Genomic DNA, 22,840 nt, shown 5'->3' with positions numbered 1-22,840 from the left:
GGTATGTACCGGCTCGGGTGTTTTACAGGCTCTTCGCGATGATGCCCTTCATCACTTCGTTGGCACCGGCGTAGATCTTCTGCACGCGGGAGTCCTCGTACATGCGCGCGATCGGGTATTCACGCATGTAGCCGTACCCGCCGTAGAGCTGAACGCACCGGTCGACGATGGCGCACTGCTGCTCGGTGAGCCAGTACTTGACCATCGCGGCGTCGGAGCCGTCCAGTTCGCCCTTGAGGTGATCCTCGATGCAACTGTCGAGGAAAACACGGCAGGTGCGGGTGATGGTCTGGCATTCAGCCAACTCGAAGGCGGTGTTCTGGAACTCGAAGAGGCTGTGCCCGAACGCTTGACGCGCTTTTGTGTAAGCCACGGTCTCTTCGACTGCGCGTTCCATGGTGCCGATGGCCTGCGCGCCGATGATGAGACGTTCCTGCACCAACTGCGCCATCAACTGCCCGAAGCCGAGACCCTCGGACTCGCCCAGGAGATTCGAGACGGGAACGCGTACGTCGGTGAAGGAGAGCTCCGACGTGTCGGCTCCGTGTTGTCCGACCTTGTCCAGGACTCGGCCGACCGCAAAGCCTTCGCAGTCACGCAGGTCGACGATCAGGAGTGAGACGCCCTTGGCACCGGCCTTGGGATCGGTCTTCACGGCGAGGACGATCATGTCGGCACTGCCACCGTTGGTGATGAAGGTCTTGGACCCGTTCACCACGTAGTGGTCGCCGTCCCGGATAGCCGAGGTCGTAATGGCTTTGAGGTCGGACCCGGTGCCGGGTTCGGTCATGCCGATGGCGCCCAGGATCTCGCCCGTCGCCATGCCCGGCAGCCACGCCTGCTTCTGCTCCTCGTTGCCGTATTCGAGCACGTAGTGCGCGACGATTCCGCTGTGTACGGAGTTACCAAGCGCGTAGTCGCCGCAGTATCCCTGCGCCTCGAAGATCGCCAGGTCGTGCGCGAATGTTCCACCGCCCCCGCCGTATTCCTCGGGGATGGAGCAGCACAGGAGTCCGAGCTTGCCGGCTTCGAGCCACACGGAGCGGTCGACGCGATGCTGGCTGTCCCACTGCTCGCGCTTGGCGATCAGTTCACGATCGAAGAATCCGCGGGCCAGTTCGGCTACTGCGGTGATCTCGTCGTCGTACCACGACGGCTTGCGCTTGGTAGCCATGATCAGACTCGCTTCAGCAGTGCTGCGAGTGCCTGGCCGCCGCCGATGCACATGGTGACGATGCCGTATTCGAGGTCGTTGCGAACCATGTCGCGGGCCGCGCGCAGGGTGAGGATGGCTCCGGTGGCTCCGACGGGGTGGCCGAGCGCGATGGCTCCGCCGTACGGGTTGGTCTTCTCGGGGTCGAGGCCGGCGTCACGGATGACGGCGATGGCCTGCGAGGCGAAGGCTTCGTTGACCTCGGCGATTCCGATATCGGCCGGGCTGAGTCCGGTCTGCTCGAACAGCTTCTTCAGGGCCAGGACGGGCGCGTAACCCATCAGAGCCGGGTCCATGGCTGCCGTCGTGACGGCTTCGAGGGTGACCAGTCCGGTCAGTCCGCGCTCGGCAGCGGCGGTGCCGGTGGCGAGTACCAATACGCCGGCGCCATCGTTGATTCCCGACGCGTTGCCGGCGGTGACGGATCCGCCTTCTTCGAAGGCGGGGCGCAGTTTCGCGAGGGTTTCCATCGTGGTGCCAGGCTTGGGGTGCTCGTCTTCGGTGACGGTGACGGAGCGTCGGCCACCGGTTTCGACGGGAGTGATTTCTTCGGCGAAAGCAGCCTTCGCGGCGGCAGTGGATGCGCGACGCTGGGATTCGACGGCAAATTCGTCCTGCTGCTCGCGGCTGACACCGTACTTGCGGGCGACGGCTTCGGCGGTGCGGCCCATGTGGGCGTTACTGAAGGGGTCGGTGAGCATCGCGACGGTGCCGTCGACGAGGCTGCGGTCGCCCAGCTTGTAGCCGGAGCGGGCCGCGAAATCGTAGAACGGCATGCGGGACATGCTCTCGTCGCCGCCCGCGAGGGTGATGGCGGCGCTGCCCCAGCGCATCTGCTGAGCGGCAGACCAGACGGCCTGCAGGCCACTGCCGCAGAGGCGGTTGACGGTGTAGGCGGGAACGTTCTCGGGCAGGCCGGCAGCGATACCGACGCGGCGTGCGTTGTAGGCGTCGGGGCCGACCTGGCCGATGCAGCCCATGACAACCTCGTCGATGTCCTCGGCGGCAACTCCGGCGCGGCTCAGCGCGGCTTTCGCTGCGGTGGCGCCCAGCTCGTGTGCGGGGACGTCTTTGAAGACGCCGCCGAAGCTACCTACCGGGGTACGAGCCCCGTCGACGATGACGATCGGTTCGGGAGTAGTCATGGGTTGTCCTCATCTGCTGTGCGCACGCGCGAAGATTCTTCTGTCCGAGGCCGATACTAGGACATCGAAGTATCTCGCAGATGAGGACGTTCGGTCAGGACGTGGCCGCGGACTCACCTTCGAGTTCGACAGTCTTCTTGTCGTCGTTCCGATAGCGGTAGAGGCCGATTCCCACCAGGATCGCTGCGAGAGCAAGCGAAACCACCATCTGGCTACGGGTGGATTCGAGCACCACCATGCCGACGCAGAGACCCAGAATCGCGACGATCGTGGCGTAGGTCAGGTACGGGAAGAGCCACATCTTCAGTTCCAGTTTCACGCCGGCAGCTTCGAGCTTGCGACGGGTCCGGAGCTGGGAAACAGCAATCACGAGCCAGACGAAGAGCGCGATCGCGCCGGACGAGTTGACCAGGAAGAGGAAAACCTTGTCCGGGGACAGGTAGTTCATGCCGACGGTCAGGAAGCCGACGATGGTCGAGACGAAGACTGCGCGCATGGGGACGCCGGTCTTTTCGATGCGCCTGAGCGACTTGGGAGCGTCGCCACGGCCGGCGAGCGAGAAGATCATGCGGCTCGCGGTGTACAGGCCGGAGTTGAGGCAGGACAGCACGGATGTCAGGACGACGACGTCCATGATGTTGCCGGCGCCGGGGATACCGAACGAGTCCATGACGGCGACGTACGGGCTGAGTGCGACGGAAGCGCTGTCCCAGGGAAGAAGCGTGACGACGACGGCGATGGAGCCGATGTAGAAGATGAGGATTCGCCAGACGACAGACTTGACGGCGGCGCGAACGGCGTGCACCGGGTTGGCCGATTCGCCGGCGGCGATAGTGGCGATCTCGGCTCCGAAGAAGGAGAACACCACCACAAGGACCGCGGCTAACATTGCTCCCGCGCCGTTGGGCAGGAATCCGCCGTGTCCGGTCAGGTTGCTCATTCCGGGCGCTTCGACGCCAGGCATGAGGCCGAGGATCGCAAGGATGCCCATTGCGAGGAACGCGATGATGGCGACGACCTTGATGGACGCGAACCAGAATTCGAACTCACCGAAGGCCTTGACCGAGATGATGTTGGTCAGGGTCAGCACGATCATCAGGATCAGTGCCCAGGTCCATTGCGGAACGCCTGGCACCCAACGGTTCATGATGAGCGCGCCGGCGGTTGCCTCGATGCCGAGGACGATAATCCAGAACCAGGCGTACAGCCAGCCGATGGAGAATCCTGCCCAACGGCCGATGGCCTTGTCCGCGTAGGACGAGAACGATCCGGTTTCCGGCGATGCCGACGCCATCTCGCCGAGCATGCGCATCACGAGGATGACGACCAATCCGGCGAGGGCGTACGAGATGAGGACGCCGGGGCCGGTTTCACGGATTGCGACACCGGAGCCGACGAACAGTCCGGCACCGATGACACCTGCAATGGCGATCATCGACAGATGCCGCTGCTTCAGCGTGTGCTGAAGTGCGGGCTGGTCGGTGCTGGACATCAGGGCTCCTTCTGGATCTGGATCAGTACTTCGAGGTGAATCGGTACTTTGCGGTAGCCAGTGTCGAACCTCGAGCCCCTTCCAGGAAGGCTCCACTTTGTACAAACGTGATCGCAGGCACTACAAAGCGGCGAATTTGGGTGGCAGACTGTACACATGCCGATCACCATCCGTCAGCTTTGCGACACCGAGCTGTTCAGTCTACGCGTGCTGACCGGAAACGATCAACTAAATCGCCCGCTGACCTGGGCACATGCTTCCGAATTGCAAGATCCGACGCCCTTCCTGGACGGCGGTGAACTACTGCTTCTCACGGGGGTGTCACTGCCCACGACAGCGGCAGAAACTACCCGATTCGTCCGGACTCTGGTCGCAGCCGGAATTGCCGGAATTGGATTCGGAACTGGCCTGCACTACGACGAAGTACCGCGAAATCTGATCGACGCGACCTCGCATTTCGACATCCCGTTGATCGAAGTCCCACTGCAAACTCCGTTCATCGCCATCACCAAGGCCGTGTCGCGGGCCCAATCCGACGACGACATGAAGCAACTCCGAAACAACTACCAAAGCCTGCGCCGGCTACTGCAAGCTGCGCTGACGGTCAACGGGACGCGCGCCGTGGTACGCCGCGTCGCGGAACTGATCGGCGGCTGGGCCGGGTTGCTCGACAGCGCGGGCCATATGGTCGAGGTATCGCACGGTCCGGCGATCAGCGGAGTGGAACGCACGGCGTCCGAACGCCAGGCTCGGCCGATGGAGGTCAGCTTTCTCACGAGCGACAACGAAGACGTGATTTCGCATCCACTGTTGACGTCGACCGGCAAGTTGATGGGTTATCTCGTCGCGGGATGTCCGGGTGCGGTCGGGTCCTTGAACCAGGGCATCGTCATCGCCGCGTCTTCACTGCTGACTCTGATGACGACCCGGGCACGTGACGCCCAGTTGACGATGAACCAACTGCGTTCGGTTGCGATGTATCAACTCTTCGAAGGGCAGAACACCCTGGCCCGCGATATTTCCGGGGAACTGTGGGGAGGTTTTCCGGTCGAGCCGTTCCAGGTCTTTCATGTTGCCGGGAGCAGCGGGCTGCTGGAAAGCGTGTCCGTCTCATTGCTCGACGGCCTCAGCCGCGATCTCGCTTTCGGGATTACCGACGATGCGCTGACCGTGGTCGTGTCGGCTACGGACAGTGGACGAATCCTCGCGCGCATCGAAGAGGTCGACGTAACCGTCGGCGTTTCGGACGTTCTGTGGTGGGAAGATCTGTCCCGGGCCAGACGGCAGGCGGCGCAGGCTGCGGCCGAAGCAAGTTCACGTGACCTCCGCTCGATGCGGTTCGCGGAACTTTCGGAGAGCGGCTTGTCGGCGTTCCTCGACCAAGATCGGTCGACGGCCTTCGCGGCAGCCCACTTGCGCCCCCTTCTCGAAGCGAAGGGTGGTAGCGAGCTGTATCGGACCTTGGCAATGTGGCTGGCCCACAACGGAGTCAATGACACTACGGCGACGGCCTTGAACGTCCATCGGCATACGTTGCGCAGCAGACTTTCTCGAATCGAGGTTCTTCTCGGGCTCGACCTCGGCTCGCCCACCGAGCGGGCAGAACTGTGGCTCGAGTATCGCCTTCTCGGTGATGCCCCCACTGCCTGAGCCGGGTGCTGAACGACCTGAAGGGCCCCACCGGATTGCGGTGGAACCCTTCAGAGCCGTTTCGTGCGAGGTGCTACCGACCGACCTTCCCCTAGCTTTCGCCCGTCGGTATCCACTCGCGGAGCACGTTGGCATCTACTACCTGCGCACCCAAAACCTTTGTCCAGATGATGGTCCCGTTCTCGTAAACGCGGAAGGTGCCGGCCTCGGACGGTAACTGCATCTCCGGTCCGGCCGGAGCACCGAGGGAACCGGAGGGACCCCCGAATTCGCGATACTTCGCATCGATCTGCGTCTCGCCAACCGTACCGGACGCTTGCGAAATTGACGAATTTAGTTCCGACACTGAGGATTCCGGCACCGGAGGCGCTACCACATCAACGTCATTACCGATAGTGAACCAGTCGGATTTCAGCCCCAGTTTCACCCTTGCCTGTGCTCCCGTCACACCGACGGTGGCATTCGTGCCCACAACCTCGAGCGCAGTCACGCGGCCGCCGCCATTCCCCAGCCCGTTACGGGAGACAACCTTCAACGACTGCAGTTCACCGACTCCGAATGCTTCCGCGATCTCTCCCGCAGTCAATGTCTGAGTCCAGTCATGGGTGGGAGCAATGGTGTCACCTTCGTCGGCAACTGCGGGGAACTCACCGCCGGAACTGTAACCACCTGTGGATGAAGAGAATTCGGTTGCCACAATCTGTCCGTCACGCGAAAGTACAGCTCCGCTGGTGGTGCGCACGGCTTCCGTAGTGCGAGGATCCTCCTTGCCCGCACCGCCGTACACCTGGCAATCCTGCGTGTCGCAGGTATCCGCGTAAGAGCTTCGATGTTCGACGGCAGCGTACGAACGTGCTGCTACAGCCTGCGCCCGCAATGCCTCCGCTCCGCCACTGTCAGCCCAGTCAGCCTTGGCCTCGACCGGAACAACACCAAGAAGGTAATCCTCCATGTCGACCAGATTGACGGTCCGCGCGGACCCGTCGTCGAGCACAACTCCGAGCGCACCCCGATACGGAGAGTTGTTGTCGCACAACGTCAAGAACTGATCGGCAGGCCGATCCGGAGACAAGTCGATCGGATCCACCCACGGATGATCCGTGACCGCTTCCCAGACCACTCCGCCGCCGCACCCGCTGGTGACAACCACATTTGCGCCGCCGCCCGGCAAAGCCGTCAGGTGCGCAGCTTCCCCCGGAGCAGTGCGCTGCCCGTTCACGACCATCCCGGCGGCGGAATAGACGTCGAGCGTCGCGTTGTCCTGAGCGGTGAGTCGCACACTCATCTGAGCGGGCGGCATGGTGTCGAGCAGAGTGCCGCCGTAATAGTGGCTGAGAATTCGCTCGCCGGACCATCCTTGGTTTTTGGCGTAACCGTAGGCACCCCACTGCCCCATTCCGCGGCCGTGTCCGTTGCCGTGACCGGACAGGGTGAATTGAGTGTCGGCGGAGACTGCGGGCACGATCGACGGTTCGTCGACTTGGAACGCCCCGATTCCGCCGACGGCGATTCCCAGAGCGAGGGCGGGAACCAGTCCCAGCACCGAGATACGCATCACGGAGCGTCGTCGGCCGGGCCCGCCCACCAAAAAGTAGCGCCCACCAGGCGTCTTACCTGCAGTTCCGCTTCTTCTACTCTTCGCCATCGACGCTCTCCTGATCACCGCTGGACTCACGGGGTTGCGAAGTCGGGTCTCCGCACGTGGTCCAGTCCACAACGATTGAGTAAAGTCTCACCCTAAGGTTGAGCGTTATGGACTTGTGTGACTAGTGTTGCAAGAGTGCCCGGACTTAGCAACACCAGTCACATGAGTCACACCAGCATCACGAGTTGCAGACATATGCGTCCGAAAGACGGCGTTGATCCGCGAAACACGGCCTCCGACCTGCTCGGATCCGGTTCGGGTCAATTCCACTCGAGGCCGTAACCGGCCCTGAAATTCGCTCGTAAGTAACTACAACCGAGGAGTATCCCCTTGCCACACCGTCGACCTAAGACCTCATTCGTACTTGGGGCCGTAGCCGTACTGGCTGTCGCAAGTCCGTTTGCGGTATACGGCCTCACCGAATCCACGCCCGATGTCCGTTCGGCAAACGAATCGTCATCCGTGGTGGCCCCCACCCAGATCTCGGAAATACTCCTCGCGTCGGTTCCGGACATCATCATTCCGATCAAGGAGCTGACCGGCCTCGATCTGCCCGACATCAACCTGAGCGATCTCAAGAGCCTGATCCCCAAGGATCTCCAGCTTCCGGCCGGAATCACGATTCCGACGGAACTGCTCCCGGCTCCCGCAGCCCCCGGCGCCGTCACCGAAACCCCGGTTCAGAGCGAAGAAGTACCCGGAGCCGTCGTCAAGCAACTGACCCGCGACACTCCTTTCAGCATGGTTGCATTGACCTCCGACACCGTCGACTCGGCGAAGTCCAAGATCCGCGCCCTGTCCGAAGACGGCATCTGGGGCCCGTGGTTCACACCCGACGCCATTGATTCCGCAAGCTCTGACCAGGCCACGAACAGCGGCAGCGCGACTGAACCCGTGTATGTCGGCCTTACCAAGGCCATCCAGATCCTGACGCCGCCGAGCGCACCGGCACCGGTCGCAGAACTGGCACCCGCAGCCGCACCGGTGGCTGAAGCGCCAGTTGCCGAAGCTCCTGTTGCTGAAGCTCCTGTTGCCGAGGGCGAACTCGGTTACACCCCGGCATCGGTATCCAAGCCGCTCCATCAGGTCGAGACCACCGCCGACGCCGTCACCGCTGTGCTGATCGATCCGAGCGCTCGTGGGGCTGACGCCAATCTGCAGACAGTTGCCGCGCCGATCGCCACTGGCGGGCCGGCAGTGATTACTCGCGCGCAGTGGGGTGCCGACGAGTCCAAGCGGTGCCAGAATCCGACGTACGACGACGGCCTGGGCGGCGCGACCGTGCACCACACCGCCGGTAACAACAACTACTCCAAGGCCGAATCAGCCGAGATCGTCCGCGGCATCTACGCCTACCACGCGCAGACTCTGGGCTGGTGCGACGTCGGATACAACGCCCTCGTCGACAAGTACGGTCAGATTTTCGAAGGCCGCGCAGGCGGACTCGACAGGCCGGTTCAGGGCGCTCACGCCGGCGGCTTCAACGAGAACACCACCGGCATCGCGATGATGGGTGACTACTCCACCGTGCAGCCTTCGCAGGCAATGCTGAACTCGGTTGGCCAGTTCCTCGGATGGAAGCTCAAGAAGGCCGGACTCAATCCGCTGGGCACCACCGTCATGTACTCCGAAGGCACCGAGTTCACGCAGTACCCGCAAGGAGCTGCTGTCACGCTGCCGATCATCTTCGCGCACCGCGACGTCGGATACACCGAGTGCCCGGGCAATGCGGCGTACTCCCACATGGGCGAAATTCGTCAGATCGCAGCCGCAGCCGCAAACGGGGCCGGCCCGAGCAACCCCAGCCCGAACGTACCGAACCCCAAGCCGAACCCCAAGCCTCAGACACCTGCCGACACGGTCGCGGGTGGCACCGGTTCCGTCAATGACCTGGTCAACCAGGTCATCAAGATGACCGACAGTTCACCGCTGGTTCAGAAGTGGATCGCCGAAGGTGGCGACCTGGGCCGTCTTGGTGAGGCGATCACGGGCGAACTGCAGGCGAAGTTCGGCAACCTGGGAGCGTTGTTCCAGAACGGCGCTATCTACACCTCCCCCAACGGCGGCGTGTACACCGTCCTCGGTGAGATCTTCAAGGCTTGGCAGAGCTTCGGATCCGACTCCGGTGTTCTCGGACTCCCCATTTCGGACGAGTACTTGATTCCGGACGGATTCCGTAGTGACTTCGAGAACGGTTCCCTGATCTTCAACCAGGTCACGGGCATCGTCACCCAGATCATGAAGGCTGTCGGCTAACAGTTTCAGAGCTAGATTCACCCTCGGGCGCTGGTGTGTATTACAACCACCAGCGCCCGAGGACTTTTGCTACCCCGTCACGAGAATTGGTGTCGGTGACCTCGTCGGCGGCGGCCTTGGCATCGGCGTGCGCGTTGCCCATTGCGACGCCGAGATCTGCCAGTGCAAGCATCGGGATGTCGTTGGGCATGTCACCGAACGCAACCAGCCCGGAGAGATCGAACCCGAACTGCTCGGCCGCACTCACCAGGCCCGATGCCTTCGTGACACCCGGCGCCGAGAGCTCGATCAGACCGTTTTCCGTGGAAAACGTCATGTCGGCGAGAGTCCCGACGTGCGGGGCCAAGGCGTCGTACATCGCGGTGCTGGTCATGCCGGGCCGACGGATCAGCAGTTTGACGGCCGGCGCGGCCAGCACGTCGTCCTCCGACATCTCGGTGTTGTCGGGGTTGAGCCAGGCATGTTCGTAGTCGGGTGAGCTTACGAACTGCGGTGTTGCGGCGTCGTGGGCACTGGCGCCCACTCGTTCAGCCGCCAGGCCGGCACCGGGAAGTGCGTGGAGCGCCAACTCCGAGAGTTCGACAAGCGCCTCGACCGAGAGTGTTGCGGCACTGAGCACGCGGTCCGTGTAACTGTCGTAGACAACCGCGCCGTTGGCGCAGATGGACAACGGCGCGTAGCCCAAACTTTCGACTACCGGCGAAATCCAGCGCGGTGGGCGCCCGGTCGCCAGCACGAACGGTGTTCCCGATTCCACGACGGCGTGAATGACCTCGCGAGTACGGGCACTGACCAGCTCGTCGTCGTTGATAAGGGTGCCGTCGACATCGGTCGCGACCATGGTTGGACGGTCTGGGCTGATCTGACGGTCTGGGCTCACTCCGCCATTGTGCCTGTCAGGTACGACAGCGGTGCGCTCAGCTGGCTCTCTTCGCAGGCTCAGCGGGCTCTCTTCGCGCGTTCCTGCGCATCGATCGCGGCGGCTTCCTCGGGCGTCGGCGCCCCTCCCCCGAGTCGACGCGGCACCCAATACGCACCCGGTTCGTGAACGAAACCGTCCTGGACGTGGTGCAAAATTGCGTCCATCTCGATGCGCAGAATCTCGCTGAGGGCGTCGGCCGGCTCGACGGGTTCGATCGCGGAGCCAACTTCGACGGATATCGGAAACTTGTTGCGGCCCAAGTTCTTCGGACCACCTTTGGTGACGAGCCGCTGGGCGCCCCAGACAATCACCGGAATGATCGGAACGCCCGCTTCGATGGCCATGCGGGCGGCACCGGACTTGAATTCCTTGATCTCGAAGCTCCGGCTGATCGTCGCCTCCGGGTACACACCCACCAACTCGCCACGACGTAGGGCGTCGACGCCGACCCGGAAGGCCTCGGCACCGGCGGACCGATCCACTTCGATGACGCCGCAGCCGCGCATGAGGAAACCGAGAATCTTGTTGTCGGCCAGTTCCGTTTTTGCCATCAACCGAAGCTTGCGCTTCGTTTCACCCACCGCGAGAGCTGCCTGGACAAAATCGAGGTAGCTCGTGTGATTGATCGCCAGTACCGCGCCGCCCGTAGGCGGAATGTTCTCGAGTCCCGTGCGGGTGACCGCCAAACCCTGAAGGCGGCAGAGGACACGCGCGATGCCCTCAACTGCGCTGTAGACGGGTTCGACGGTCATCAGCTCATCCTTCCGACTTACGTGCCTCGCGCGCTTTCGCTTTTGCCTCGGCTTCTTCGGCGTCCATCTTGTCGGCTTGTTCGAGGGTGGGTGCGCTGCCGCCGAATCGCGCCGGTACCCAGTATTCACCGGCCGGGTGCTGGTAGCCCTTCTGCGCTTCGAGCAGCAGTTCCTGCATCGTCGAGCGCAGCTTCGCGGTCAATTCACTGGCCGGTTCGAACGGGGCGATCGGCTCACCGACCACGATCGAGATCGGAGTGTTGGTGCGTCCCAATCGCTTCGGGAACCCCTTGGTCCAGACGCGCTGCGCACCCCAGATCGCGACGGGGATGATCGGAACACCGGCCTCGATTGCCATGCGAGCGGCACCGGACTTGAATTCCTTGATCTCGAAGCTTCGGCTGATCGTCGCCTCCGGGTACACACCCACCAGTTCGCCACTCTTCAAGAAGTCGACGGCAGCCTGGTAGGAATCGGCGCCGGCGCCGCGATCCACCGGGATGTGCTTGAGCGCGCGCATGATCGGCCCGGAAATCTTGTTGTCGAAAACTTCCTTCTTGGCCATGAACCGGATGTAGCGCTTAGGCGTGCGCGCCGGCAGACCCGCATACGTGAAGTCCATGTATCCGGTGTGGTTGATGGCGATCACCGCACCACCGGATGCTGGCATGTTTCGATCACCCTGGACCGAGAACTTCAGGCCTTCGAATGCGAAGACGGTACGGGCGATGCCGATGACTGTTCTGTATACGGGGTCCACGGGTCCCCAGCCTAGCCGCCAACCCGTGATCTGACCCACCGTGCGGGCGGGCGTTTTCAGCGGTGACGTCGGCCTATTGGCAGTGCTCCGGGGTTGCTTGATCGAGGACCATCCGCGGAGGGCCTACGCTGGTAGCGTCGCTCAGCTCTTTCAGGAGGCATACCAGTGCAGGTCACCAGCGTCGGTCACGCCGGATTTCACATCTCGACCACTGCAGGATCAATCCTGTGCGATCCGTGGGTCAACCCCGCCTATTTCGCGTCGTGGTTCCCGTTCCCCGACAACACGGAGTTGGACTGGGATGCCATCGGCAATTGCGATTACCTCTACGTGTCGCACCTCCACAAGGATCATTTCGATCCGGAGACCCTGAGCAAGCACGTCAACAAGGACGCCACCGTCCTGTTGCCGGACTATCCGGTGCCGGATCTCAAGCGTGAGCTCGAGAAACTCGGCTTCCACAAGTTCTTCGAAACCGAAGACTCCGTCAAGCACACCGTTTCAGGCCCCAAGGGTGACCTGGAGATCATGATCATCGCGTTGCGCGCCCCGGCCGACGGTCCGATCGGCGACTCCGGCATCGTGATTTCCGACGGCGAGACCACCTGCTTCAACATGAACGACGCTCGTCCCGTCGACATGGATGTGCTCGGCGAGCAGTTCGGCAAGATCGACATCCATCTTCTGCAGTACTCGGGCGCCATCTGGTACCCGATGGTTTACGACATCCCCACCGGCACCAAGCGCAACTTCGGTAAGCAGAAGCGTCAGCGTGGCATGGACCGCTGCCGTAGCTACATCGAGCAGGTCGACGCCACCTGGGTGGTTCCGTCGGCTGGCCCGCCGGTCTTCCTTGACGACGCTTTGCGCAGCCTCAACGACGATCACGGCGACGAAGGCAACATCTTCCCCGACCAGATCGTGTTCCTCGAGCAGATGCGGATCCACGGAAACAACGGCGGGCTCTTGATGATCCCCGGCTCGGCCGTGGAAATTCACGGTTCGGAAGCTGTTCTGTCCCATCCGATTCCGGATGCCGATGTAGACGCTATCTTCTCGAACAAGGCCGAGTACATCGAGAACATGGCCAAGAAGATGGCGCCTGTCCTCGCAGCCGAGAAAGCTACGTGGGCGTCAGCCGAAGGCGAGCCTCTCCTCGAGCCTCTGAAGGCGAAGTTCGAGCCGATCATGGCGCAGTCCGACGTCATCTGCGACGGCATCGGCTACCCGGTCGGCCTCGTAATGGGCGACGAGACCGTGGTTCTCGACTTCCCGAAGCGAATCGTCCGTGCACCCATCGAGGGTGAAGGCAAGTACCGCTACGGATTCCGCATCGCACCCGAGTTGGTTCGTACAGTCCTGCGCGACGACGAGCCCGACTGGGTCAACACCATCTTCCTCTCCACCCGCTTCGAGGCGTGGCGAGTGGGCGGCTACAACGAGTTCCTGTACACGTTCTTCAAGTGCCTCACCGACGAGCGCATCGCCTACGCCGACGGTTGGTTCTCCGAAGCTCACGACGACACCGCATCCATCGAGATGGGTGGCTACGAAATTCAGCGTCGTTGCCCGCACCTCAAGGCCGATCTCACCAAATTCGGTGTGGTGGAGGGCAATAACCTCACGTGCAACCTGCACGGCTGGCAGTGGGATCTCGAGACCGGGCGTTGCAAGACCTCCAAGGGTCACGAGTTGAGGACACAAAAACTCAGCTGAATGTTCTGACAAACAAAAGTAGGGGTGCCGGTCTCGCGACCGGCACCCCTACTTTTGTGTGAGAGCTTAGGAGCCGAACAGGCCTCCCAGGCCGGACAAGCTACCCGTTCCAGCGTTGCCGCCACCGTTGCCGTCGTCCACGGCGCTGATGTCGATAACCGACACCGCCGAGGTCGACGTCTTCAGTCCGGGGCCACCACTGAACACCGCGGTGATCGAATGCTTCCCCGTAGTGGTGAAGTTGTAATTGGCAACAGCCGCACCGTTCTTCACGTCAACAGCAGCACCCAAGGCAACATCACCCTCGAAGAACTGCACCGTGCCAACGCTGCCCAAAGGCGAAACATTCGCCTTCAACTGCACAGCAGTTCCCACAACACCGGACGCCGGAACCGTCAACGTCGTTGTCGTCTCCACCTCAACCGGCGTCACCTCAGTGACATTGACCGGAGCGTCGTTCGACGTTGAACCAGCCAACGTACCCAAGCCGCTGTACACAGCAGTTACAGTCGCCGAACCGGCAGTGTTGAACGTGTGCGAGTACGTCGCTGCACCGTTGACTACGGGAGCCGACCCGACCTTGGAACCGTTGACCTTGAAGTCCACCGTGCCACCGGACGGCACGGGCTCACCTGAAGGCTGACCGGCAACAGCAGCAGAAAGATCCAGTGCTACACCGACCTTCGCCTCACCGGCAACGCTGAGCACCGTCGTCGAGGTCGAATCAACAACCGGAACCGCAGTCACCGTCACCGACACCGCAGCCGAAACAGGACCGGCACCAACAGCATTAGCCGCAACCGCAGTCACAGTCAACGTACCGGCCACACTGGTCACGATGTCGCAACTGAACGCACCCGCAGCATCAGCAGTAGCAATGCAAGTCTTGTCACCAGCAGAAACAGTCACCGTCGAACCAGCCTCAGCCTTACCCGACACAGTCACAGCCCCACCGGCAACAACAGAAGCCGGAGCAGCAACCAACTCGGTCGGCGCAGCCGGCACCGTCGGAACCGCAGTAACAGTCACCGACACCGGAGACGAAACAGGACCGACACCAACAGCATTGGCAGCAACCGCAGTAACCGTCAACGTACCGGCCACACTGGTCACGATGTCGCAACTGAACGCACCCGCAGCATCAGCCGTAGCAGTGCACGTCTCCTCACCCGCAGAAACAGTCACCGTGGAGTTGGCTTCAGCCTTACCCGAAACAGTCACAGCCCCACCGGCAACAACCGAAGCCGGAGTAGCAACCACGTCGGTCGGCGCAGCCGGCACCGTCGGAACCGCGGTAACAGTCACCGACACCGGAGACGAAACAGGACCGACACCAACAGCATTGGCAGCAACCGCAGTAACAGTCAACGTACCGGCCACACTGGTCACGATGTCACAACTGAACGCACCCGCAGCATCAGCCGTAGCCGTGCACGTCACGTCACCCGCAGAAACAGTCACAGAAGAACCAGCCTCAGCCTTACCCGACACAGTCACAGCCCCACCGGCAACAACAGAAGCCGGAGCAGCAACCAACTCGGTCGGCGCAGCCGGCACCGTCGGAACCGCGGTAACAGTCACCGACACTGGAACCGAAACAGCGCTTACACCAACAGCATTGGCAGCAACCGCAGTAACCGTCAACGTACCGGCCACACTGGTGGCAATGTCGCAACTGAAAGTACCGGCAGCATCAGCCGTAGCCGTGCACGTCATGTCACCCGCAGAAACAGTCACAGAAGAACCAGCCTCAGCCTTACCCGACACAGTCACAGCCCCACCGGCAACAACAGAAGCCGGAGCAGCAACCACGTCGGTCGGCGCGGCCGGTGCAGTCGGGGCGGCGGTGACGGTTCCGGTCTGCGGTGCCGACGTCGACTCCGCATGAGTGGCGTCACCCAGGTACTTCGCGGTCAGCGAGAACGGCTGACCAGCGTCGGCGGCGGACGGGGTCCACGCGTAGGTCGCGGTGCCGTTGGCGATCGTGCCGGTGCCCAGGAGGGTGTTGTTGTTGGAGAACTCGACGGTGCCGGTAGCTCCGGCGGTGACGGTGGCCGTCAGCGTCGAGGCGGCATCGGACTGCGGGGCTGGGGAGACCGCGAGGCCGGTGGTCGAGGCGTGCTTGGTGACGTCGAAGGTGACCGGGGCGGAGGCGGGACCGGTACCAATAGCGTTGGTAGCTGCTGCGGTGACAGTCAATGGACCGGCCGCGCTGGTGACGATGTCGCAGCTGAAGGCGCCCGCATTGTCGGCAGTTGCGGTGCAGGTCTTGTCACCGGCGGTGACCTTGACCGTGGACTTAGCCTCGGCCTTGCCGGAGACAGTCACGGTGCCACCAATGGTGACAGAGGCCGGGTTGACGACCAGAGCGGTCGGCGCGGCGGGTGCGGTCGGGGCCGCGGCCACGGTGCCGGTCTGCGGAACCGAGGTCGACGTTGCATTGAGGGCATCGCTGAGGTATTTCGCCGTGATCGAGAACGGCTTGCCGGCGTCGGCGGCGACCGGGGTCCACGCGTACGCGGCGACGCCGTTGGCGATCGTGCCGGTGCCCAGGAGGGTGCCGTTGTTGGAGAACTCCACGTTGCCGGTAGCTCCGGCGGTGACGGTGGCCGTCAGTGCGGATACGGACGTGGCCTGCGGGGCGGGAGCCACGACGAGGGTGGTCACTGTCGCAATCTTGGCGGTGATAGACGGACCCGTGTCGGCGGTCTCGGTGCCCAAAAACAGGGTCGAACTGAGGCCGGCCCCTGTTGTCTGGACTGCGCCGAGGACACAGCTCGTGCCGACGGTGTAGCTGAGCGTGTAGCTGATGTCCCTCTTCCCAGTGTTGAGGCTCCACGAGCCCGTCATGTTCACGCCGGTGCCAGAATTGCTGGCAGTGACGGTGCTTCCGTTGACTTTTGCCGAACCTCCGACGTAGGTGAGGCAGGCCGGGTGGATGTCCTTGAAGGCGCTGATGATCGGAGCGTTGCCGCTGTTCATATGGACGTTGTTGGTGACTGTGATCACCTCGCCATGGGCGGGGGTTCCGTTGCTGATCGTTCGGTTGAACGTCCAACCGCCGGATGTTGTCGACTTGCTCACGGGATCAGCAGATGCAGTGGATGCAGCCATGACACCGAACGATGTGGCAAAACCCACCGCTATCGCTGCGGTACTAGCGCCGGCTAACAGCCGACGCAGGTTCTTGTTCTTCAAGTTCTTCGAGCCTCTCATTGCGGTGCAGTAGCTGAAACTTAAATCTGTATCCATCGGAGGTCCGACGGAAATCGAAACTGCTCGGGCAAGTTGTACCAAAAATGCCGTGCGCCCTCATTGCCTGATCTCAGTCAATGAAGGCGCACGGCAAGGTCGATCAGGATCCGAAGGGAAGGCCACCCAGTGAGCCGGTTCCGCCGGTGCCACCGTTATCGGTGGGCGCATCGTTCACCTGAACGATCCGAACATCTGACGTCGACGCCTTGAAGCCCTCGGCGCCACTGAACACGGCCGTCACCGAATGAACTCCGGACGACGTGAAAGTGTGGTTCAGGGTTGCGGTGCCGTTGACTACGGCAACGGCTTCACCGAGCGGAGCGTCGCCGTCCATGAACTGCACGGTGCCACCGTTGGACACTGCGGTAACCGATGCCGACAGTACGACGGACTGATTGATCGTTACCGATCCCGGAGCGCTGAGCCCGGTTGCGGTGGCGATATCGGTGGAGGCCGGAACCGTGACGTTCACCGAACGAGCCTGCGCCGAGGAATCGACGTAACCGGCGCCGCCGGTGTATTTGGCGGTGATGTTGTGCGTACCGGCAGTGCTGAACGTGTGACTACGTCCTGCCGAACCATTGGTCACAGCCTCGGGATCACCGATGGCAACACCGCCGTCGAAGAACTGAACGGTGCCGACTCCGGTAACTGCATCACCGGCGGTGGTTCGCACACTTGCCCAAAGGTCGGTTGCGACACCGGTCTTCGCTTCGCCGGGGACACTGAGCAGGGTCACTGTTCCGAAGTCGGCGACGCTCACATTGACGGACTGTGCCGTCGAGGTGGAGCCACTGATATTCGCGGCACCCGAGTACACGGCGGTGACGTTGCGCGTTCCGGCAGTGCTGAACGTGTATTTCAGTGTTGCAGAACCGTTTACCACGTTCACCGGCGCACCGATGTAGGCGTCACCGTCCTTGAACTGCACCGTTCCGCCGGTCGATGCCGGTGCGACAGCCGCAGTCAGATCCACGGCCCCACCCGTCGTAGCCGTTGCGGGCGCCGTCAGTGTGGTGTTCGAGGAAACGACGGCTGTGGACGCAGTGATGTTCTTGGGTGCCGCGATCGAGCTGCGGAATCCGGCAACTCCGGAGTACACGGCCGAAATGCTGTGTACGCCATTGGTGGTGAAGGCATGTGACAGTGTTGCCTTGCCGTTGGCTACGGCAATTTCGCCACCGATATTGGTTGCGCCGTCCTTGAACTGAACGGTGCCGCCTTCCGGAGTCGGAGCAACGGTTGCTGTCAGATCAACAGCAGTACCGGTAGCAGCCGTAGCGGGTGCCACCAAGGTCGTCGCGGTGGACACTGTCGAATCAGTAACCGCTACAGACGAAGCCGTCGATACGGAGCTCGCAAAGTCCGCATTGCCCGAGTACATCGCAGTAATGCTGTGGTCACCGTCGGCTTCGAAGGTATGGGACAACGTTGCGCCACCGCCAACCACTGCTACCGGGCCGCCGATGGGGATGCCGCCGTCCTTGAACTGCACGGTGCCGCCGGCATCTGCGGGCGTCACTGCTGCCGTCAGGTCAACTGCCTTACCGGTAGCGGCTGTTGCGGGAGCCGTCAGAGTGGTCGTGGTGTTCACCAGCGACTTGACGACCGAAACCGACTGAGCATCCGAGGTTGAGCTGGCAAAACCGCTGACTCCGGAGAAAATCGCAGTTACAGAATGCTCACCGGCTGAGGGGAAGGCATACGACAGCGTCGCAGCGCCATCCGTAACGTTGACCGGGCTGCCGATCAACGTTGTGCCGTCCTTGAACTGCACGGTTCCGCCAGTCGGAGTAGGGCTGACGTACGCAGTCAGATCTACGGCATTATCCGTCGACGCGTTGGCCGGCACGTTGAGCGTGGTGCCGGTCGTAACTGCCGGAATGTCGACGTTCACGGTCTGCGGCGCGGAAGTGGAACCGGCAAACTCGAGGACTCCGTCGTACACGGCGGTAATCGCATGTGCACCTACGGCATTGAAGGTATGTGGCAGTGTTGCAACACCGTTCGTCACCGTCACCGCGGAACCGATATTGGTTCCGCCGTCCTTGAACTGCACCGAACCACCGTTCGGAGCCGGCGCGACAGTCGCCTTCAGATCCACCGACACACCGGTCGTCGCCGCTGCCGGCGCCGCAACTGTTGTCGAAGTCTGATTCAGGGCAACAACATTGATCGTCTTCAACGCGGAAGCACCGGCACCGGCTGCGTTGCAGTTGAACCGTTCCCAATACGCGATATTGACAAAGTCCTTCTCACGCTGCAAGAACGTCAGCGGATTCTTCGCCGAATTCGAAGCTCCGCCGTCGCTGATACGTAGCGCGGGCTTGATGGTCGTACCGGCAGCACCGGCAGTCACCGTCACCTCGACCGCCGGCAAGGTGAAGCTGCCACCCGCGGTGACCTCCATGCCGCCCGCACCGTTCTTGCTCACGCTCGGACCGTTTCCGCCTCCGTTGTTGGAATCAGCGGTCTCGTTGTTGCCCGAAATCCGCAGGTGCGTACCTGTCGCGTCGGGTGAACCGTCGTTGTTGATACGGATCACCGAGGGCGCGACACCGGACAGCCCGGAAGAAGTTCCGGCCACCAGCTTGTAATCGGTCACCGTGACCCCGGCGGGCAGGTCGATGTCGTACTTCATCCTCGTCCACGACACACCGGAACGGCCTGCATGGCCGCCGGAGTTCGCCTTCATTGAGCCCGGCTGCAACGTGTAGGTGAACGACGTTTTCTCGACGACCTTGTCGGGTGCGTTCACCTTCACACTGGTCGCGAAAGTCTCGTCGCCCTGGCTGATGGCGGGGAACTCGTACACGCTGCAAGCGAAGTTGAAATTCGCGTTCGTATCCACCGAAGGTGACGTCAACGGCGCAGCCGAGACCACCCCCGCAAACACCAATCCGCTACCCACAATTGCCGACGCCAGAACGACGCCCGCGCCACGACGTATCGAGTTAGACGACATCGACACTCCTCCAACTTGATTCACGGATGCACATGGGACTCCTACTGAGACTGACGGCCGTTGGCCTGATCGAAATTTCATGTTGTTCACGAACCGAACGGCAGGAAGTCGGCGCTTCCGCCGCCGGTGCCGCCACCGGTGGTTGCAGCAGTGATCGTCAACGTCGAAGCCGAAGACGTCGACGTTGTGAATCCCTGGGCGCCGCTGTAGACGGCGGTGATGGCATGTGTACCGGCGCTCGGGAACGTATGAGTCAGTGTTGCAACACCGTTCACCAATGCAACCGACTCACCGAGAGGGGTTTCTCCGTCCATGAACTGCACGGTTCCGTTGGCGACGGCGGAGGCAACGACGTTGGCACTCACGGTGACCTGATCGCCGACGGTAGCCGAGTCGGGAGCCGTCAGAATCGTTGCGGTGGAGATGTCACTGACCAAAGTCGCGGTGACGTTGACCGTGCGTCCGTCAGCTGTGGAACCGGTACGTCCAGAGCCACCGGAGAACACTGCGGAGATCTGATGCGCGCCCACGCTCGAGAAGGTCTGGTTCAGAGTGGCAACTCCGTTGACCACTGCAATCGGTGCACCCAGCGCGGTATCGCCGTCCTTGAACTGAACAGTTCCGCCCGTGGAAACCAGCTCGCCACCCGGAAGCTCGAATACCGAGGCCCACATCGGTGTTGCGACACCGGTCTTGGCTTCTCCGGGAACGCTGAGAAGCGTCACGGTGCCCTGATCGGCGACAGAGACGTCGACGTTCACAGCCGGCGCGGTGGATCCGTCGAAGCCGACGCCCCCACTGAAGACTGCTGTGATCGAATGCGGGCCCGCATCAGCGAACACATGCGAGATGGATGCCGTGCCGTTCACTGACTTGGTCGGTGCGCCGATCAGCACGCCGCCGTCCTTGAACTGCACCGTTCCACCGGCGGGAGCCGGCGTCGTGGTTGCCGTCAGCTGCACTGCCTTTCCGGTCGACGCGGTGGCCGGGGCCGTAACGGTGGTAGCCGTGCCGATATCGGAAGAGGTCACCGAAATGGTCTGAGCAGCTGAGGTCGAACCGGCGAAGGTCGGATCCCCCGAGTAAGTTGCCGTCACGGAATGCGTTCCGGCGCTGTGGAAGCCGTAGGACAGAACGGCGTGGCCGGCATCGAGCCCAACCGGATCACCGATCGGGATACCGTCAGCCGCAAACTGCACGGTTCCGCCGGCGGGCACGGGTACAACGTCGGCGCGCAGGTCAACTGCTGCGCCCTTGGCAGCGCTACCCGGAACTGTTGCCGTCGTGACGGTTCCCTTGACGGTGTCGTCGATCGTGATGTTCTTGGCCGGCGAGGTGGAAGTTCCGAAGCCCGGGGCACCCGAGAACACGGCGGTGATCGAATGTGAACCCGGCGTAGCAAAGGACTGCGTCATGGATGCAAATCCGTTGACCAAAACGACTGGCGCACCGAGGTTGTCGTTGCTGTCCTTGAACTGCACCGTTCCGGCAGTGGGGGCCGGCGAGACCGAAGCGGACACGTTGAACGTACTACCGGTCGCGGCCGTACCCGGAAGGTTGAGCACCGTAGTGGTAGCCGAGTCCGGAACACTGACCGTCACGGTTGCAGGCGCGGAGGTTGATGTCGCAAAACCCGTGGCACCGCTGTAGACAGCGGTGACCTGATGCGCACCCGGGGTCGAGAACGCCTGCGAGAGTGCGGCATTGCCGCCGATTACGGGACGCGGTCCGCCGATGTTGTTGGCACCGTCCTTGAACTGCACGGTTCCACCGGCGGGGGCAGGCGAGACGTTTGCCTTCAGGTCGATCGAAGCACCCGTTGCGACCTCGGCCGGCGCAGTCAGCGTCGTCGTGGTCGGCGCGCTGGCGATGGCCACGTTGACTACCGTCGCGGCTGAAGTCGATCCACCGAAACCGTCGACGCCACTGAACACTGCGGTGACGCTATGGGCACCGGTAGTGGTGAAGGTGTACGGCATCGACGCCGTACCGCCGCTCACCGCGATCGGCGCGCCTAGATCGGTTTCACCGTCCTTGAACTGCACGGTTCCACCGGCAGGGCTGGGCGCTACCGAAGCGGACAGCGTGATCTCGGCGCCGACACTCGAGATGGTCGGTGCGTCCAAGGTGGTGGTGGTAGTCGCGTCAGCGGGAGTCACATCGATGGTGGCGAGCACACCGGCGCCTTTGTTCAATCCCGCACTGGAAGAATCTCGAGGCGTGCAACGGGTGGGCGCCCACTGCGTACCTCCCAGAAACGTTGCCTGCGCCAACTGAGTACTGAAGTTCTGGTCGTCGTTGTAATTGGCGGCGTTGCCACCGGTACGAACCTTCGGGGTAATTGCAGTACCGGCGACGCCGGCTTTCACCGTGACATCGACGGCCGGCATCTGGAACCAACTGTCACCGTTGCCATTGCTGCTGCCGTCCAGGTTCTTCTTCAGCTTGGGGGCGACGATTCCACCCTCACCGCCTGTGCTGTTCGAGGTGCCGTTGGCGATCACCTGATTGTTTCCGGACAATCGCAGCACCGTACCGGTTGCGTCCGGCACACCTCCGGTGTTGACCTGCAGCAGGTTGGCTGCAACACCGCCGAGGTTGATTCCGGTACCCGGTACAACAGTGGCCTTCACGAAGGTCGTGTTGTTGGGGACATCGAAGTCGAATTTGAGCCGTGAAAGGTTGGTCGTGGTGGCGCCTGAATCGCTGTTCGGATACGAGGCGGAACCGGGCTGGATCCGGAAGGTGAAGTTGTCGCCGGATTTCACCGACACCGGAGCGTCGATGATGACCGAGTCGTCCTTGGTTTTGTGGACCGTGATCGCAGCCGAAGCTTGGCACGAACTCTTGAAGCTGGTGGTGGTGACCTGCGCCGAAGCTTGAGCGCTTCCGACGAGGAGCATCCCGGCCACGAGCGCAGCACCGGTGACCGGTGCTGCGCAGCGCCGGATGAGAGAAGTTGACATTGACTCTCTTTCAGAGCAGACGGACGAGTTGGTAAAGAGTTGTTAATAACAGTTGAATAACAGAGTAGCGGGCAAAACTAGTACCTGTGCCAATTTCAGTCAC

General features: G+C 62.3%; 13 protein-coding genes. 3 read left to right on the top strand and 10 right to left on the bottom strand.

What is annotated here, in order from left to right; genetic code table 11:
• Positions 1-22: 22 nt before the first annotated feature.
• From BDB13_RS05325 to BDB13_RS05315, 3 genes are all read right to left on the bottom strand, one after another.
• A complete protein-coding gene (locus BDB13_RS05325) occupies positions 23-1,174 on the bottom strand; it encodes an acyl-CoA dehydrogenase family protein (protein WP_094270725.1) in 1,152 nt (383 codons plus the stop codon).
• Positions 1,175-1,176: 2 nt separating this feature from the next.
• Positions 1,177-2,358: a thiolase family protein gene (locus tag BDB13_RS05320; RefSeq protein ID WP_094270724.1), complete on the bottom strand. Its 1,182-nt coding sequence runs from the start codon at positions 2,356-2,358 to the stop codon at positions 1,177-1,179.
• A 94-nt stretch (positions 2,359-2,452) separates the two neighbouring features.
• Positions 2,453-3,850, bottom strand: coding sequence for an amino acid permease (locus tag BDB13_RS05315; RefSeq protein ID WP_094270723.1), 1,398 nt, complete (start codon positions 3,848-3,850; stop codon positions 2,453-2,455).
• Positions 3,851-4,006: 156 nt separating this feature from the next.
• Here BDB13_RS05315 and BDB13_RS05310 point away from each other — a divergent pair, with 156 nt between their 5' ends.
• Entirely contained in the window at positions 4,007-5,500 is a 1,494-nt protein-coding gene (locus BDB13_RS05310) for a PucR family transcriptional regulator (RefSeq protein WP_094270722.1), read from the top strand.
• Positions 5,501-5,591: 91 nt separating this feature from the next.
• Here BDB13_RS05310 and BDB13_RS05305 read toward each other — a convergent pair whose 3' ends face one another.
• The gene (locus BDB13_RS05305; protein WP_094274693.1) at positions 5,592-7,145 is read right to left on the bottom strand and encodes a SpoIID/LytB domain-containing protein; all 1,554 of its coding nucleotides are present in this window, start codon (positions 7,143-7,145) and stop codon (positions 5,592-5,594) included.
• A 330-nt stretch (positions 7,146-7,475) separates the two neighbouring features.
• On the opposite strand from BDB13_RS05305, the gene BDB13_RS05300 reads away from it, so the two are divergent.
• A complete protein-coding gene (locus BDB13_RS05300; protein ID WP_094270721.1) occupies positions 7,476-9,401 on the top strand; it encodes an N-acetylmuramoyl-L-alanine amidase in 1,926 nt (641 codons plus the stop codon).
• A 40-nt stretch (positions 9,402-9,441) separates the two neighbouring features.
• On the opposite strand, the gene BDB13_RS05295 is transcribed toward BDB13_RS05300, so the two are convergent.
• The 3 genes from BDB13_RS05295 to BDB13_RS05285 all read right to left on the bottom strand — a co-directional run bounded on the left by BDB13_RS05295 (position 9,442) and on the right by BDB13_RS05285 (position 11,835).
• Positions 9,442-10,263 (bottom strand): HAD family hydrolase, encoded by an 822-nt coding sequence (locus tag BDB13_RS05295; protein ID WP_169632560.1) that lies wholly within the window; start codon positions 10,261-10,263, stop codon positions 9,442-9,444.
• Between the two features lie 77 nt (positions 10,264-10,340).
• On the bottom strand, positions 10,341-11,075 hold the full coding sequence (locus BDB13_RS05290) for a lysophospholipid acyltransferase family protein (protein ID WP_094270719.1): 735 nt from the start codon (positions 11,073-11,075) through the stop codon (positions 10,341-10,343).
• A 4-nt stretch (positions 11,076-11,079) separates the two neighbouring features.
• Positions 11,080-11,835 (bottom strand): lysophospholipid acyltransferase family protein, encoded by a 756-nt coding sequence (locus tag BDB13_RS05285; protein ID WP_094270718.1) that lies wholly within the window; start codon positions 11,833-11,835, stop codon positions 11,080-11,082.
• 165 nt (positions 11,836-12,000) lie between these two features.
• Here BDB13_RS05285 and BDB13_RS05280 point away from each other — a divergent pair, with 165 nt between their 5' ends.
• Positions 12,001-13,551, top strand: a complete 1,551-nt coding sequence (locus BDB13_RS05280) for a Rieske 2Fe-2S domain-containing protein (RefSeq protein WP_094270717.1) — start codon at positions 12,001-12,003, stop codon at positions 13,549-13,551.
• A 66-nt stretch (positions 13,552-13,617) separates the two neighbouring features.
• On the opposite strand, the gene BDB13_RS05275 is transcribed toward BDB13_RS05280, so the two are convergent.
• The 3 genes from BDB13_RS05275 to BDB13_RS05265 all read right to left on the bottom strand — a co-directional run bounded on the left by BDB13_RS05275 (position 13,618) and on the right by BDB13_RS05265 (position 22,737).
• Positions 13,618-16,767, bottom strand: a complete 3,150-nt coding sequence (locus BDB13_RS05275) for a beta strand repeat-containing protein (protein WP_176459532.1) — start codon at positions 16,765-16,767, stop codon at positions 13,618-13,620.
• Between the two features lie 139 nt (positions 16,768-16,906).
• Complete coding sequence (locus BDB13_RS05270; protein WP_176459531.1) at positions 16,907-19,771, bottom strand: Ig-like domain-containing protein; 2,865 nt, start codon at positions 19,769-19,771, stop codon at positions 16,907-16,909.
• Positions 19,772-19,857: 86 nt separating this feature from the next.
• A complete protein-coding gene (locus BDB13_RS05265) occupies positions 19,858-22,737 on the bottom strand; it encodes a beta strand repeat-containing protein (RefSeq protein WP_094270714.1) in 2,880 nt (959 codons plus the stop codon).
• Positions 22,738-22,840: the final 103 nt, after the last annotated feature.

Origin of the sequence: Rhodococcus sp. OK302 (assembly GCF_002245895.1) — a bacterium.
In the GTDB taxonomy this organism is placed as follows: Bacteria; Actinomycetota; Actinomycetes; order Mycobacteriales; family Mycobacteriaceae; genus Rhodococcus_F.
This window is presented reverse-complemented; position numbering and strand designations above follow the sequence as displayed.

Bases quoted from the DNA above. Each gene is read 5' to 3' on its own strand.
- BDB13_RS05325 (WP_094270725.1), bottom strand. From the start codon at position 1,174: ATGGCTACCAAGCGCAAGCCGTCGTGGTACGACGACGAGATCACCGCA.
- BDB13_RS05320 (WP_094270724.1), bottom strand. From the start codon at position 2,358: ATGACTACTCCCGAACCGATCGTCATCGTCGACGGGGCTCGTACCCCG.
- BDB13_RS05315 (WP_094270723.1), bottom strand. From the start codon at position 3,850: ATGTCCAGCACCGACCAGCCCGCACTTCAGCACACGCTGAAGCAGCGG.
- BDB13_RS05310 (WP_094270722.1), top strand. From the start codon at position 4,007: ATGCCGATCACCATCCGTCAGCTTTGCGACACCGAGCTGTTCAGTCTA.
- BDB13_RS05305 (WP_094274693.1), bottom strand. From the start codon at position 7,145: ATGGCGAAGAGTAGAAGAAGCGGAACTGCAGGTAAGACGCCTGGTGGG.
- BDB13_RS05290 (WP_094270719.1), bottom strand. From the start codon at position 11,075: ATGACCGTCGAACCCGTCTACAGCGCAGTTGAGGGCATCGCGCGTGTC.
- BDB13_RS05275 (WP_176459532.1), bottom strand. From the start codon at position 16,767: ATGAGAGGCTCGAAGAACTTGAAGAACAAGAACCTGCGTCGGCTGTTA.
- BDB13_RS05270 (WP_176459531.1), bottom strand. From the start codon at position 19,771: ATGTCGTCTAACTCGATACGTCGTGGCGCGGGCGTCGTTCTGGCGTCG.
- BDB13_RS05265 (WP_094270714.1), bottom strand. From the start codon at position 22,737: ATGTCAACTTCTCTCATCCGGCGCTGCGCAGCACCGGTCACCGGTGCT.